The 15,412-nt window shown below is 61.0% G+C and carries 8 protein-coding genes; 2 read left to right on the top strand and 6 right to left on the bottom strand.

Going from position 1 to position 15,412, the window contains the following annotated elements; genetic code table 11:
- Positions 1-5: 5 nt before the first annotated feature.
- From G6L01_RS25585 to G6L01_RS25560, 6 genes are read right to left on the bottom strand one after another with little or no spacing between them, the layout of a single operon-like run.
- Positions 6-566, bottom strand: coding sequence for a siderophore biosynthesis protein (locus G6L01_RS25585; RefSeq protein ID WP_070166136.1), 561 nt, complete (start codon positions 564-566; stop codon positions 6-8).
- The gene (locus G6L01_RS25580) at positions 563-1,141 is read right to left on the bottom strand and encodes a hypothetical protein (protein WP_060720010.1); all 579 of its coding nucleotides are present in this window, start codon (positions 1,139-1,141) and stop codon (positions 563-565) included. The genes G6L01_RS25585 and G6L01_RS25580 overlap by 4 nt, the downstream gene beginning before the upstream one ends.
- Positions 1,142-1,153: 12 nt before the next feature.
- The gene (locus G6L01_RS25575; protein ID WP_060720011.1) at positions 1,154-1,381 is read right to left on the bottom strand and encodes an MbtH family protein; all 228 of its coding nucleotides are present in this window, start codon (positions 1,379-1,381) and stop codon (positions 1,154-1,156) included.
- Positions 1,378-2,778, bottom strand: coding sequence for an aspartate aminotransferase family protein (locus G6L01_RS25570; RefSeq protein WP_060720012.1), 1,401 nt, complete (start codon positions 2,776-2,778; stop codon positions 1,378-1,380). The genes G6L01_RS25575 and G6L01_RS25570 overlap by 4 nt, the downstream gene beginning before the upstream one ends.
- Positions 2,775-3,653, bottom strand: coding sequence for a class I SAM-dependent DNA methyltransferase (locus G6L01_RS25565; RefSeq protein ID WP_234613921.1), 879 nt, complete (start codon positions 3,651-3,653; stop codon positions 2,775-2,777). The genes G6L01_RS25570 and G6L01_RS25565 overlap by 4 nt, the downstream gene beginning before the upstream one ends.
- Positions 3,646-8,166: a non-ribosomal peptide synthetase gene (locus G6L01_RS25560; protein ID WP_070166135.1), complete on the bottom strand. Its 4,521-nt coding sequence runs from the start codon at positions 8,164-8,166 to the stop codon at positions 3,646-3,648. The genes G6L01_RS25565 and G6L01_RS25560 overlap by 8 nt, the downstream gene beginning before the upstream one ends.
- A 439-nt stretch (positions 8,167-8,605) precedes the next feature.
- On the opposite strand from G6L01_RS25560, the gene G6L01_RS25555 reads away from it, so the two are divergent.
- Both G6L01_RS25555 and G6L01_RS25550 read left to right on the top strand, forming a co-directional pair.
- Complete coding sequence (locus tag G6L01_RS25555; RefSeq protein WP_234891860.1) at positions 8,606-10,747, top strand: AMP-binding protein; 2,142 nt, start codon at positions 8,606-8,608, stop codon at positions 10,745-10,747.
- A gap of 34 nt (positions 10,748-10,781) precedes the next feature.
- Positions 10,782-15,371 carry a type I polyketide synthase gene (locus G6L01_RS25550; RefSeq protein WP_070166134.1) on the top strand — a complete coding sequence of 1,530 codons (4,590 nt, stop codon included), beginning with the start codon at positions 10,782-10,784 and terminating at the stop codon, positions 15,369-15,371.
- Positions 15,372-15,412: the final 41 nt, after the last annotated feature.

The following is a 15,412-nucleotide window of genomic DNA, read 5'->3' as shown; positions in this document are numbered from 1 at the left end:
GTCGCTCAGGAATGAAACGGGCAACCTTTGCCCTTGGGGTCGATGAGGCCGAGCCGGCCGCGCTCAAAGCGGCGCAGCGTATCGACGGCATTGCGGTCCTCGAAGCGCAGGCTTCCGCTATCCACGAAGCGCGAGCAGACGCCCGCATGGCTCTCGGCGAGATATTTATAGGCCGCAATAAACTTGGAATGGGCGCTGACGAGCTCATTCGGCAGCGTTTCAAAAATCGGGCGGAGATCCCGCCAGATGCTGATGAGGACGGCATGATCCCACGACATCAGGCCGCTAAAATCGTCCGATTCCACATGCGGCTGGGTCATGGAGGCGCGCACCGTCGCCTCATAGACGTCTTTCGGAAAACTCGCGGCGAGTTCCATGGACGCAGCCGAGGAGACAAGCAGCGTCGAGGCGGTATTAAGCTCCTGCTCGGCAGACGTGAGCTGACCGCGCTCCACCAGCAGCTGGAACCGGCGCAGCGAAACAATGAGCCCCTGAACGTTCAAAAAGAATGCCCAGTGAAACTCCCGCCAGATCGCATAGGGAGAGGGAGGGCTGAGAGCGATCATCGAAGCGGCTCCAGACCGAAGGTCCGGGCGAGCAAATGTGCGTGGCTTTCAAAGCCTTCCATCTGGTGGCGGACGTGGACGACGGGAAGGTCCGGGCTGCGGGCAAAGAGCTGCGTGACGGCGCGCACCGTCTGAATGAGGCTCCGCACCATGGCGACGGCGGGTTCTTCCGCAGACTGACGGTTGACGCGGAAATAGCGATCATAGTCCGTTGCCTGAAAGGGCGTGAGCGGCAGCCCCGTGGTTTCGATTTCCGGCCTTTCGCCTGCCGCCTTGCCCAGCTCAGTCAGCAGCGCGTCCAACTGTGCGGTGATCTGCGGATGGTCAAGCTTCATCGCCTCAAGCAGACCGGAAAGCACGTCATGCATACGGCGTTTCTCGATCTCGCTGAGCGGGGTTTCAGCGGGCAGTCCGTCAGGAAGCGGAAGGTCGAGCCAGCCATCATCGGCTGGTGCCTCCATTGGACCAGATGCCTTGACCTCTTTCAGGGTGATCTGGCCGCGAACCGGGCTTTCGACAGGACGGCTCTCCTCGCGCGCGGCATCCGGGTCGAGGGCGCGTTGATACTGGCTCAAGGCGGCACCTCCTTATTGGTTGACGGACATGTCGCCGTCCATCTGGCGACGAAGTGAAAGCGGGCGCATATCGGTCCAAACCGCAGCAATGTGGTCTAGGCAGGCTTGTTTCGACCCCTCGAAGCCGCCATCGCGCCAGCCAAGGGGGATGGTCTTGTAGGTCGGCCAGATCGAGTATCGCTCCTCGTCGCTGATGACGACGCGGTGTGGAAAATCAATGGTTTGGTCCTGGTTGCTCATGGTGTTGTTCCATCGGATAGGGGGATGAGGCCGAAACCTGCAAGCGATTGCAGGCCGTTCAGGAAGGCATCGTGGATGGCTGTGATGTCGCCATCCGAATGGGCGGTGGAAAGGAAGCCGCCCTTGTCGCCGCTGCGCAGGTGAATGCCAGCGGTGAGGAGTTCGAGCGACAGCAATCCCAGTGCAAGCGGCGGAATGCGGCTGCGGTTGACCGCAATCGAGAAGAAGGAGCCGAACTGCGTGAAGACAACGGGAAGCCGCGCTGCCGCAAGCGATGTATTGAGGCGCTCGACAAGGCTGCGCGTGCGTGCGTTGAGGCCATCCTGCAAAGACCGGCCCTGCTGGAGCATGTACGTCGCGGCTGCGCGCGCTGCCGCAAGTGCCAGAGGATGACGGCAATAGGTTCCGGCAAAAAAGGTCGGCTGGGCTGGGGGAACAGATTCATCCCCGAAAGACCAGGGGCCGCCGTCGATATGGTTCATCAAACGGTTGCTGCCCGCAATCAGCGCCAGCGGCAAGCCGCCACCGGCAATCTTGCCATAGGTCGCCAGATCCGCCTCAACTTCGAAATGGTCCTGCGCGCCGCCGGGTGCCACGCGAAAACCGCTGATCATTTCGTCGAAGATGAGGACAGCACCTGTTCGCTGCGTCACGTCGCGCAGCGCGTGCAGAAAGGCACGGGGCTGGACGTCGATATTGCGGCTTTGCACCGGCTCAACCAGCACGGCGGCAAAGGTTTCGCCATCCCGCTCCAGAATTTCCAGTGCACGCGGATCGTTATAGGGGAGCAAAACGACATCCTCGGCCGTCGCGGGCGAAATGCCGGGAAAGGCGGGCACGGTCCGGGCATCATCGGGACCAGCAATGCGGTTCAGAACCTGATCCGAATGGCCGTGATAAGACCCCTCGAACATCGCAATCTTCCGCCGCCCGGTGGCCGCCCGCGCCAGCCGCAGGGCGGTCATCACGGCTTCGGTCCCGGTATTGGTAAAGGTTACTCTTTCCTTGCCCGTCAGCTTGCAAAAGAGTGCAGCAGTCTCGCCTGCCAGATCAGATTGCGGCCCAAGCGCAAATCCCTTGGCAAGCTGTGCCTCAATCGCGTCGCGGATAAAGGGCGGATTGTGGCCAAAGAGGTTGATGCCCATCCCCATCAGCACATCGATATAGCGATTGCCGTCTATATCGTGCAGTACTGTTCCCTCCGCCCGGTCTACCACAATCGGGTAGAGCGCCTCCTTGGCCATCAGCGAGAAGGGAACGCCGATTGCTGATTTATCAGCGAGGACGTGCCGATTTTGCGCACTTGCGGCCTTGGACTTTTCTGTCTTCCTGTTGAACGCGGCTATGATGGCGGCTGCCGCTTGGGCGGGCGTTGGGTTGCTCGTCAACGCATTCATAGGGCGGTCTCCTTTGCAGTCTCAGCCTGCATTTCGGCCGAGGGCGCTTTCCGGCAGAAGAAATAGGCGGCATGGCTGTCATCGACCGGCCCGCCTTGCGTGCTGCGCAGTTCGGTGGAAAAGCCGCTTTCATGCAGGGCGCGTGACATGGCGTTGAGATCGTGACCCCAGATTCGGTTGACGACCGAATGATGCTCCCACCGGGTCCGCAAGCGGCTGAAGCGGGAGAGGAGCGCTAGGCGGATACGCCTGAACCGCGCCAATCGGACGAACAGCCGATCCAGCACGGAAACGGGATGCGCATCGGGACGGCGGTAAATCTCCACGGTGAAGGCACCCCGGTTTGCTGCCGGGTCATATTGCGGGGTAATCAACCACGCGAAGTCGGTGTTGATCTCGCCCTCCGTTGGATGGCCGCGCCAGTAGCGCGACATCTGGGCCGGATGGTTGACGTCGAAGACGAAGATGCCGCCCGGCGTCAATGCGCGGCTGACGCTCGAAAACACGGCGGCCAGATCATCGACGCTTTGCATGTGATTGAGCGAGGCGCTGGTGCAGAGCACGGCGTCAAAGGGGGTGTCAAAGGTGAAATTGCAGGCATCGCCCTCCGTGAAGGTCACCGACGGGGCGTTTTCGCGGGCATGGCGGAGCATGTCGGCGGAGCCGTCGAGGCCAGTCACGTTAAAACCGCGCTCAGCGAGAGCCGCCGCGAGCTGGCCGGTGCCGCAGCACAGATCCAGAATAGCACCACCAGTTGGCACATGGGGCAGCACCACACGCTCAATCGGACCGATCTTGTATGCGCCGTAGCGGGGGCCAAGTGTGCGGTTGTAAAGCCACGCCCAGTGATCGTATTTGCTTGCTTGTTCAAGCATATCTCTGCTCATTTTCTTTGGAAGGGTTGAGCGCGCCATTGACAATGAAAGCGCGCAGATAGGAGCGAAAAAGGCGAAGATCGAGCGCGGGCTCGACAATCGATACAGCCGCCAGCGCGCGATGTGTTTCACTGCGCTCAACGGTGCGGATTGCGCCCTGCGATGAACTGGCAGGTCGTTGTTCGAAAAGGCCCATCAGCGGGTAAAGCGGATGATCGGTCTCTTCCCGCGCAATGCGATCAAGTTCGGCACGCCATTCCAGCCGGGGAATGCGTCGCAGATGGAGCCCTTCGGCGGCTGCCGCCTCAAACAGCAGCGCAGACGAGACCGGAGAGGAATGGACCAGATGGAAGGTTTGACTGAGCGATGACGGCCTGTCCGCAAGGGCGATGATCGCGTGCGCAACGGTATCGACCGGAAGCATTTCCAGCGGGGTGTCACCCTCCGGCGCAAGGCCTGAGCGCAGATAGCCCTGCATGAGCCTGCACAGGATGTCGGCTTTGTTAAAGGTGCCGGTGCGGCTGTCGCCCGAAATCGCGCCGGGGCGGTAGATCGTCACCGGAAGACCGCGCTCTTTGGCGGCCTCCACAAGATGCTCCGCAACCCATTTGGTCTGGTTGTATCCGCCAGAAGGCAAGGGAAAGTCCCGGATCGTAGCACTTTCGGCAATGGCCTCGCCAGCGCCTCGCCGTGTCAGGGCGCTGAGCGAGGAGATAAGATGCAGGGGCCGTCCCCGGCCTGCCGCCGCCAGCCGGATCGCCTCGACCGTGCCGCCAACATTGGGAGCGCGGAGGCGTTCATAAGGATGCAGGTGATGAACCTCCGCACCATTGTGGATGATGGCGTCTACGCTTTCGACAAGTGCAGTGTACGTAGCATCAGAAAGCCCGAACCTCTGTTGTGAGAGATCGCCCGGCAGAGCTCTGATACGTTCCGCAAATTCATCCCGCCACAGACCGTAGGATTGAAGCGATTGGCGCAGGCGATCCGCCCCAGTCACGCCCCGGACGAGGCACGAGACTGTGCGAGACGTGTCCTTGAGCAATTCGCTGAGCAGATACGCGCCCAGAAAGCCTGTCGCTCCGGTGAGAAACACATGGCTCAAAGGATGAGTAGACACAATCCGCGCCGGAATGCGGAGGGCCGCATCAAGCTCGGTATCGGCCCGGCACATCTCCTCTTCCGTCATGAGGCTCTGGTTTCGGTTGCTCACTCTTGCCGCCAGTGCTTCGACCGTCGGGGCCTCGAAGAGATCGATAATGGCGATGTCGAGGCCGAAGGCCGATTTGGCAAGCGCCGATAGCCGCGTGGCCAGCAGCGAGTGACCGCCGATTGCGAAGAAATCATCCGTGGCAGAAACAGGCGCGCACCCGAGGATTTGCGCAAAAATCGCAGCAATTGCTTTTTCCGTCTCTCCTTCCGGCGGACGGCCAGCCTGTTGCGCCAGATCCGGAAGCGGAAGTGCTTTGGTGTCGATCTTTCCATTGACGGTGAGTGGCAAGCGATCAAGCCAGACAAAGGCATCCGGCACGAGGTAGCGGGGCAGACGTGCGGCGAGGAATGCCTTCATGTCCACGGCGCTGATAGGGGTTGCATCCTTGGCGACGCCGTAGGCAATGACGCGCTTTTCACCATCAATCTCGTGGATTGCCACTGCCGCAGCCACTATGGTGGGATGCGCCAGCACCATGGCTTCGATTTCACCCGGCTCAATGCGATAGCCGCGGATTTTCACCTGATCGTCGAGGCGGCCAAGCACCCGGATGCGGCCATCCACGAGTTGGCAGGCACGGTCGCCTGTTCGATAGAGCACGCCGCCTGTTGGCGAAAATGGATCGGGCACGAAGCGCTCGGCTGTCAATGCCGGGCGACCGTGATAGCCACGGGCAATGCCAAGCCCGCCGATATGGAGTTCACCCGGTTGACCGACTGGAACCGGCTCTAGGTTGGCGTCGAGCACATAGAGTTGCTTGTTGGCAGCGGGCAGCAAGGTCGCCTCAATGGGATGACCGTTGCCGCAGGGAACCATGCTCGCATTAACCGTGGTTTCCGTCGGGCCATAGGCGTTGATAAACAGCCGCCCCGTTCCCCAACGTTCGATCAATTCGGGCGTTGGCGCTTCGCCGCCGGTCAGCACCATGCGCAGTGCTGGATAATCGCCCGCTGGCAGCGCGATAAGCGCGGAGGGTGTCATTGTCACATGCGTCACGGCTTGCGTTTTCAGGTGTTCGGCAAGCGCCGGTCCGGGCAGAAGCTCGCTGGCGGGCAGCAGCAGCAGTGACGCGCCCGCGCCGAGGGCCATGACGAGTTCTGGAATCGAGGCATCAAACGAGAAGGAGAAGAACTGGAGCACACAATCGCCCGGCTTCACCCCGCCAATACGGATCTTGTGTTGCGTCAGGTTGACGAGACCCCTGTGCTCGACGAGCACGCCTTTTGGCCGCCCGGTCGATCCTGAGGTGTAGATGATATAGGCAAGGTGATCGGGCCTGTTGACGAGATCAGGATTGTCCGTCGCCGCATCCCGTGGCCAATCTGTATCGAGATCAATGCGGGTTACCGTCTCCGGCAATGTCCGGCGGCTCTCGGTGAGAACCAAACGGGCTTGCGAATCTGAGAGCATCATGGCGAGGCGTTCCGGCGGATAGGCCGGATCAAGCGGCAGATAGGCAGCACCAGACTTGAGCACGCCGAACCATGCGGCAATCATATCGAAGCCACGCTCAAGCGCGATGGCAACAATGGTCTCTGGACCCGCACCGAGTCCACGCAAGTGGTGTGCGATCTGGTTGGCGCGTCGGTTCAGGTCGTCATAGGTCAGTGTGTGTCGCTCGCCATCAATGATATGAACAAGCGCGATTGCGTCTGGTGTGCGGGCCGCATGAGCCTCGAAAACCGTGTGGAAAAAGGCCTTCTCATCAAAAGGCGTTGCCGTTGCATTCCAGCTGACGATCTGGCGCTGACGCTCCTCGGCTTCCAGCAAGGGGAGAACAGCGAGGGCCGTGTCCGGCTCAATGGCAATCGCCTCGATCAGCACACCGAAATGGGCGGCAAGAGACGCGATTGTCTCAGGGCGGGAAAGGGCTGTGTCATATTCGAAAGTGCCATGGATCGTGCTTCCGGCATCGATCAGGTTGAGGCTGAGATCGAGTTTCGCAACACCGTCGCGCCGTGGCAGGCGGGTCAGCGTGAGGCCCGAAAGTCCGACCCTCTGCTGCGGCTCAGTATCGAGCTGGAATTTCAGCTGGAAAAGCGGATGGACGCTGGGATCGCGCTCCGGCTTCAGTGCTTCCACCAATTGCTCAAAAGGCAGGTCTTGATGGTCAAGCACCGACCAGAGGGTCGCTTGGCTTTGGCGCAGCGTCTCGCGGAAACTCGCTGCGGGCGTAAGCCGTGAGCGGACCGGCAGCGGATTGACGAAGAGGCCAATCAACCCTTCCGTTTCCCGTTGACGGCGGTTGGCGACGGGTGTGCCAATCACCAGATCTCTTTGCCCGGTATAGCGATAGACGAGGGTGTTGAAGGCCGTAAACAGCGTGGCGAACAGCGTGGCACCTTCCGCTTTCGCAAGCGCTTTCAACCGGGCCGTCGTGCCAGCATCGAAAGCGATAGAATGCAAGGCTCCGGCATTGGCCTGAACAGGTGGCCGGGTGAAATCCCCCGGCAATTGCGTGGCGGGAAGCGGAGCTTCGAGATGATCGGTCCAGAAGGCGAGGGACCGCTCAAGCGCCGGGCCTGCCAGATGGTCGCTCTGCCATGCAGCGAAGTCGCCGTACTGGATGGGAAGCGCTGGCAAATCAAGATCAACGCCCGACACCTTGGCCTGATAGATCACTGAGAGATCGCCAAGCAGCACATCCATCGACCAACCGTCCCCGGCAATGTGGTGCAGCGTCAGCAGCAAAAGGGTTCGCTCGGAGCCAAGGCGGATTGCCGTGAGACGCAGCGGTGGCTCGCAGGCAAGATCGAAGGGTCGCCGCGCTTCCTCTTGCCGTATCCTGTCGATTTCCGCCTCATCGGGCATATCGTCCTGCCGATCGATCAATTGCAGCGGAATATCGCTGTCGGCGATGATGCGTTGAGAGGGCATGCCATCCCGCATATTGATGCGGGTGCGCAGGATTGCATGGCGCTCTGCGACGGCCTGAAGCGCTGCCTGCAATGCGGAAAGATCGATGCTGCCGAGCGCCTCAACAGCGAGCGATATGTGGTGAAGGCCAGCATCCGGCATCATCTGTTCCACAAACCACAAGCGCTGCTGGGCAAAAGAAAGTGGCGGTGCGTCCGCATGACGGGCCGGGATCGTCTCGTTATGTGTCGCGTCTTGGCTCGCTGCGTCCAGGGAGAGGTTCGCAATAATCTCCGCCTTGCGGGCGCGGATCGCGTCGGTGATATCCTGCGTGAGCACGCTCTCGGAGCCGGACAGTCGCAGACGCCCATCCACGCATGTGATGCGGATGCCTTTTTCCGACAGGCGCGACAGCAGCGCTTCCACCGTTTCGGGAGCAGTCATCGGCATGCCTCCGGCAGCGCGCACCGGACCTGTTGCCCACACGATTTCTGTGTGGAAACGGCCGTCTTTGGGAAGACTTTGTCCGGAGCTATTTTGAGAGTCATTACAACCTCAGATTGGATTGTGAATTTTGATTAAGCAGTCGTCAAAAGGGTGTTTATATTGTTGACTAAGATATTCAAGAATTATATGCAAGTGCCAATTCGATGGCGAACGCAGATTGCCATCACCGAAATTTCAAGCGGCTGAATGCCCTTTGGTGAACGCAAAAGGGTGTGGTTCGGCAATGGGCGGATTTTCCGCGGCGCTCTTCAGCAAGGAGTGGATGGCAGTGCACGATACGTCACGGACGCAACGAATCTCGGAAAGAGTGACGGAATTTACGTCAATAATTCATATGCTTGAGAATCGTTCTCGGAATATGGCGGATGATGTTGCCATGCGCTTCTTTCATGATGATGCCGTCTCAACGGCAAAGGCAAAGCCGGATTGCTGGACCTGGCGCATGCTTCGTGATCGGGCGCGGCTTGTTGGTGGCGAGATTGCGCAGACGGGGTCTATCACCCCCGGCGCGCGCATTCTCGTGGTCTATCCGCCAGGCCTTGGCTTCATCGCGGCTTTCCTTGGATGCCTTTACGCAGGTGCCGTTCCCGTCCCTGTCCCGGCCCCACGGCGGAACGATGGAATCAATCGATCGTTGCATATTGCGCGAGACGCCGGGATAAGCGGAATTCTCTGCGCTGTTGAGCTTCTGGATGTTCTTCGCCCTCTGCAACAGGCGGTCGGCCATGGCTTTGCGCTTGCCCCGAAGGCCGCCGATCCGGCAACCCCGGTTGTCTTTGAAGATGACGGTGCGCCATTCCATGCGCCGGAGGCAAAGCATGTCGCTTTCTTGCAATATACGTCGGGTTCGACGAGCGATCCGAAGGGCGTGATGGTCACGCACGGCAACCTGATCGTCAATCTGCGGCAGATCAGCACTGCCTTCGAATACGGCCCATCCGACATATCCGCCTGCTGGCTGCCGCACTATCACGATATGGGGCTGATCGACGGCATCCTGTCGCCTGTGTTCAACGGCTTTCCAGTGGCGCTGATGGCACCTGCCTCGTTCCTGCGTCGGCCCCTGCGTTTTCTGGAGCTGGCAAGCCATGTGCGTGCTACGGTTATTGGCGGTCCGAATTTTTCCTACGAGCACTGCGTCGATAAATATTCACCAGAGGCTGCCGCCGGACTTGATCTCTCCAACGTCCGCATCGCCTATAACGGGGCAGAGCCGATCCGCCCGAAAACGCTCGAGCGCTTCACAGCCGCCTTTGCTCCCCATGGTTTCCGTGGCAAGGCCTTTTATTGTTGCTATGGGCAGGCAGAAGCCACGCTGTTCCAGACGGGCAACAGTCCCGACGATCCACCGTTGATCCTGTCCGTCAGCCGCAAGGCGCTTGTCGAAGCCGGGGCCGCTGTTGAAGCAGATGCTAGCGACGAGCATGATAGGCTCGCCCTCGCCGCCTGCGGCCGCCCTGCGGAGGGGCTTGACCTTGCGCTTGTTGATCCCGAAGCGGGCAGGCGTGTGGATGATGGCACGGTCGGCGAAATCTGGATCCGGGGTCCGAATGTCACGCCCGGTTATTGGGGCCGCACCAAGCTGAACGCAGAGACTTTTGATCAGATGCTGGATGGATCGCGCGGCTGGCGCCGGACCGGCGATCTGGGCTTTCGCCGTGACGGGCAGCTCTATATCACGGGTCGGCTGAAAGATCTGGTGATCATCCGTGGGCAGAACCATCACCCGGAAGATATTGAGCAATCCGTTTTCTCCAGCCATCCGGCGCTTGCACAAGGCCGGGCAGGGGTCTTTGCCATCGAGGTCGATGGCGAGGAGCAATTGGGCGTGGTCTGTGAGCTGACCCGCGAGGGCCTGCGCGATCTTGATAGCGATGATGTCATCCGCGCCGTGCGCGGTGCCGTCTCGCGCAATCACCATGTCAGGGCCGCCGTCATCGCGCTGTTGCGGCCAAGCAGCCTGCCACGCACGCCGAGCGGAAAAGTCCGCCGGTTCGCTTGCCGACAGGGGATCGCAACGGGTGATCTGCGCATCGTTGCCCGCTGGGATGCAAAGCCGGAGAGCGTGCTCAATGCCCCGGCAATTGTCGAGCAACGAAGCTGGCGCGACCAGCTTCAGCAATCGCCCAAAGCGCTTCGCAAGGAAGCGCTCCGGCATCTGCTGCGGCAGGAAGTGGCTATGCTTGCCCGGCTGGGCGAAGGCGACTTGCCCGGAAATTCCGCTGGCTTCTTCGATCTTGGTCTCGATTCTGTGGCGCTCGTCAATATCGGCGCGACGGTTGAGCGGGAACTCGGCGTGCCGGTCCGCCCAACACTGATTTTCGAACATCCCACCATCCTGGCCCTTTCGGACCATCTCTATGGCCTCATTGAAGACGATCAATCGGAGACCGTGTCTCTTGAGGACGCAAAGCTCCAGAGCAATGGGCCTGTGGTTCAGAACCCGCCCGCGTCTTCCTCTGTCGCCAGCTCCACTATTACCTCGGAACTTGCTGCCCTGAAGGCATTGCTTCGTTGAGCACAGCATCCGCAATTTGAACGAGAGAAACCCTATGACTGACGTTGAAACCCCGACACCGGACATCGTTGAACAGGATGAAATCCTCTCGATTTTGAAGGACGCGCGCGCGCGTCTGGAGGCGGCGCAAAGGGAGAAGGACGAGCGCGTGGCAATCGTCGGCATGGCCGGGCGCTTTCCCGGAGCCAATGATCTCGACGCGTTCTGGGGCCTTCTGAAGCAAGGTCAAAGTGGCCTTCGCTCTGTCACGGATGACGAACTGCAACAGGCTGGCGTCGATCCCAAGATGGCGGCCCGGTCGGATTATGTCCGGGTCTGGGGTGGCTTCGATGATCCAACGGCTTTCGATGCCGGTTTCTTCGGCTATTCGCCGCGCGATGCGGAATTGCTTGATCCCCAACATCGTGTCTTCCTCGAATGCGCAGCGAATGCTCTCGACCATGCGGGCTATAACAGCGCCACGTATGGTGGTCGTATCGGCGTCTATGCCGGTGGTGCACTGAACTATCATTTCAGCCAGATACAGGCCAATCCGGCGCTCCGGGAGGCAACGGACCCGATCCATGCTGGCCTTGGCAATGTGCTTGGCATGATTGCTTCGCGTGTCGCTTATCACCTCGATCTCACCGGGCCAACGGTTGGGGTACAGGCGACTTGTGCCACGGCGCTCGTGGCACTTCATCTCGCAGCACGCGGCCTTCTGGCACGCGAGGCGGATATGGCGCTGGCCGGTGCCGTTGCCATCGGGCAGCCGCGCCCGGAAGGCTATCTCTACAAGAGCGAAGGCATCGCCTCCCCGGACGGGGCATGCCGTCCGTTTGATGCCAATGCCAAGGGCACCGTCTTCACCAATGGCGTCGGCGTCCTCGTTCTCAAACGGTTGAGCGACGCGATTGCTGACGGCGATACAATTCATGCGGTTCTCAGCGGATCGGCCATCGGCAACGATGGTTCCGCCAAGGTCGGGCTGACGGCACCCAGCGTTGCCGGGCAAACGGCGGTGCTTCAGGCAGCCCTTGCCGACGCCCGCCTTGAAGCCTCTGAGGTGGACTATGTCGAAGCACATGGAACCGCCACGGCTCTCGGCGATCCCATCGAAATCCGTGCCCTGTCCAGTGTGTATGGCGATGCGCTGAAACAGCAGGGCCGCCGCTGCGGTCTGGGTTCTGTGAAGGGCAATCTCGGGCATATGGATGTGGCCGCCGGAATGGGAGGGCTGATCAAGACCATTCTTGCGCTGAAGCACCAGATTCTGCCCGCCAGCATCAATTTTACCAGCGCGAACCCGGCCCTTGATCTGGCGTCAAGCCCTTTCGACATCGTGGCACAGCAGCGGGCATGGCCGGTGACAGAGTTGCGCAAGCGTCGCGCGGCCATAAGCGCCTTTGGCATGGGCGGGATGAATGCGCATGTGATCCTTGAGGAGCCTCCGGTTCGGGACCGCGAAGTGGACACCACCGGGCCTTATCTTTTGCCACTCTCGGCCAAGACGCCGGACGCGCTGGCGGCGATGCGAAACGCGCTGGCCGATCATCTTGGCACCGATGATGGCGCACAGCTTGCCGATATTGCCTACACCCTCCGGCAGGGCCGCCGAAAGATGGAGCATCGCTTTGTCGCCCTCGCAAGGGAGCGAGACGCGGCCGCGCATATCATCCGCAGCGGTGAAGGCCCCGATTGTGTCGCGGGTGAGCCGCTGGCTGGCGATGCAAGTTTGATCCTGCTGTTTCCCGGACAGGGTGCACAATATCCGGGAATGGCGCGGGCGCTGTACGAGACGGATGCCACGTTCCGCGCCGCCTTCGATGCCTGCCTGCGCTTGATGCCGACCGAACTTGACCTCGCGGCCATCATCTTTGGCGATGGCACAACGACAGAGCAACTTTCCCGCACAGAGATAACGCAGCCAGCACTGTTCGCCGTCGAATTCGCGCTGGCGCAGATGTGGCTTGCCAAGGGCATCAAGCCACGGGCCATGGTCGGTCACAGTCTCGGGGAATATGTTGCGGCCTGCCTTGCCGGGGTCTTCTCGCTGCAAGACGCGGTGAAGCTGGTTGTTGCCCGCGGGCGGCTGATGCAGGCCTGCCCTCCCGGTGCCATGCTCTCCGTTATGCTCTCGGAACAGGAGGCGCGCGCTTCGCTTTCGCCATACGTGGAACTTGCCGCCGTCAACGGTCCGCGCAGCACGGTTCTGGCGGGCACGGCAGAGGCGATTGCAGAACTCGCGGAGCGGTTTGATCGCAGCGGTATCGGCAGGCATGAGCTTAAAACCTCCCATGCCTTTCACAGTTTCATGATGGAGCCTGCGCTTGAAGCGTTTGCGCAGGTGCTCGCCACGGTGACACTCAACCCGCCGCAGATTGACATTGTCTCGAACCTGACAGGCAATTGGCTGACGGCGCAGGAGGCAACCGACCCGGCCTATTGGGTGGCCCATCTGCGCCAAACAGTTCTGTTTGGCCCCTGCCTTGCGCGGGCGCTTGAATTGCCGGCCCCGTTTCTTCTCGAAGTTGGACCCGGCTCGACACTGACCCGGCTTGCACGCCAACAGGGAAAAGCGCTGCTTCGCGTTGCCACTTCGCTGCCCGATGCGAAGGCACCGCTGGATGCCTGCGACCACGCGCTGCTGGCATTGGCGGAGCTTTGGATTGCGGGTATCGATGTCGAGCTTGTTGCCGAAAAAGAGGCAGGTCCGCGTCGCCGCGTGCCACTTCCAACCTACCCTTTCCAGCGCAGTTCCTACGCGATTGCGCGGATTGCACCCACCGAATCCATGCCCGACAAAGCCGCCCGGCGCACGTCAATCGAGAACTGGTTCAACCAGCCGGTCTGGCAACGTGCGCCGTTTGAGCATCTCACAACGAGCGGCCACGAGCATTGGCTGATTCTTGGCGGCGATGAGACCCTTGCGGCAATCGGTCCGGTTTCGGATCAGATCAAGGTCACACGGGTACGGTCTGGGATAGCCTATGAGAATGCCGGGGGGGCGTATCACATCGACCCCGCTGAGCCGCAGCACTACAGCGCAGTTCTTGCCGATCTTGCAGCGAACGGTGCAACACTGACCCAGATCGTCAATGGCTTCTCCCTTGATGCCAATGCGGCCCCGGACACAGCTTTCACCAGCAGTTTTGCGCTCGCGAAAGCCCTGACCACGACCGAGAGCCGCCCGCCGCTTCTGACCGTTCTGGCATGTGGCCTGCATGGTGTGACTGGCGCGGAGGTTGTTGATGCGCAGGCGGCCAAGGTGCTTGGCATGCTCCGCGTCTTGCCGCAGGACATTCCCGGCATTTCCTGCCGAAGCATCGATCTTCCATCGGCAGAAGGTGCCACTGTGCACGGCCTCGCTGAGGCGCTATCACACCCTTGGCGCGACGACAGGACCGTGATGGCGCTGCGCAATGGCTATTGCTGGGTCGAGAGCCATGTGCCGACGCCCTTGCCGGAGCCAGCCGATGTTCCGGCTCTCACGGCGGGGGCCACTTACCTCATCGCAGGCGATCTCCTCGATGGTCTCGCCCTCGTCTATGCCCGGGCGCTCGTTCAAACATTGGGCGCGAAGGTCGTCCTTGTTGGACCAAGCGGGCTTCCGAATGCTGCGGATTGGGAACACTGGCTTGCATCGCATGGGCCGAAGCATCCGGTTAGTGCGTTGATCCGGGCTTTGCGCGGCATTGGCACTCCGGGCGAGGATTATATTCTGTTCAGCGGTGATCTCGCTGACCCCGCTTGGCTTGCTGCATGCCTCAATTCGCTTGGCGCACCGTTTGGCCCGATCCGTGGGGTTTTCCAGACAGCGGGCATGGGCGAGGTTTACCACTGCCCGCTCACGGAGGCCACAGCGGAGCGCAATGCTGCATTGTTCGCAACCAAGGTTGACGGCCTGAACGCTCTATCAGCGGCGCTTGCCGATCACACCCCCGACTTCGTCCTCGTCCAGTCCTCCCTCTCAACGCTGGTCGGCGGCGCGGGCCTTGCCGCCTATGCGGGGGCCAACAGCTTTCTTGATGCCTTCGTTGATGCGCGGCGCGGCGCACAGCGTCCGGTCTGGCAGGCAATCGCCTGGGATACATGCCTTCCTTTTGGCACCACGCGAGAGGAGGCAACAGGCTTTCTTAACGACGCGATTGACGTCGACGAGGTCTGGCGGGCAACCCGAGCGGTTCTCGCCCACCGCCAAGTCTCCCAGCTCGCCGTGACGCCGGTTGATCTGCGGCATCGCATGGCCGCAGCACGGCAGGAACCAAGGGCCGGTGTGGCCGTGGATCAGAAGGAAAACACCGGGCGCGAGCGTGTGCAGGCAGCGTTCATCGCCCCGCGCGATCCCATTGAGACCGATGTGGCGGCTGTTATCGGGGAACTTCTTGGCATTTCGCGTGTCGGAATCGATGACAATTTCTTCGAGCTTGGTGGGCATTCCCTGCTTGCCGTGCAGGTCGTGACACGGTTGCGCAAGCAATTCTCAATCGAGCTGCCCATGCGCGCCCTGCTGTTTGATGCACCGACCGTAGGGGGCATCGCGGCCGTTATCCGTGAGCGCCTCGAGGCCGCACGGAAAGAACAGGCAGAGCTTGCCGCCCTCCTGGACGACATTGAGGCAGAGGCGCTCCGCAAGGAAGCCTGATTGTCACCTGCCTTCCATCAGTAATACGTAAAGGAACGACG

This window comes from Agrobacterium vitis, from assembly GCF_013337045.2.
GTDB classification, from domain to species: Bacteria; Pseudomonadota; Alphaproteobacteria; order Rhizobiales; family Rhizobiaceae; genus Allorhizobium; species Allorhizobium vitis_B.
The sequence above is the reverse complement of the archived record's forward strand: the minus strand, read 5'-3'. Positions and strand labels throughout refer to the sequence as shown.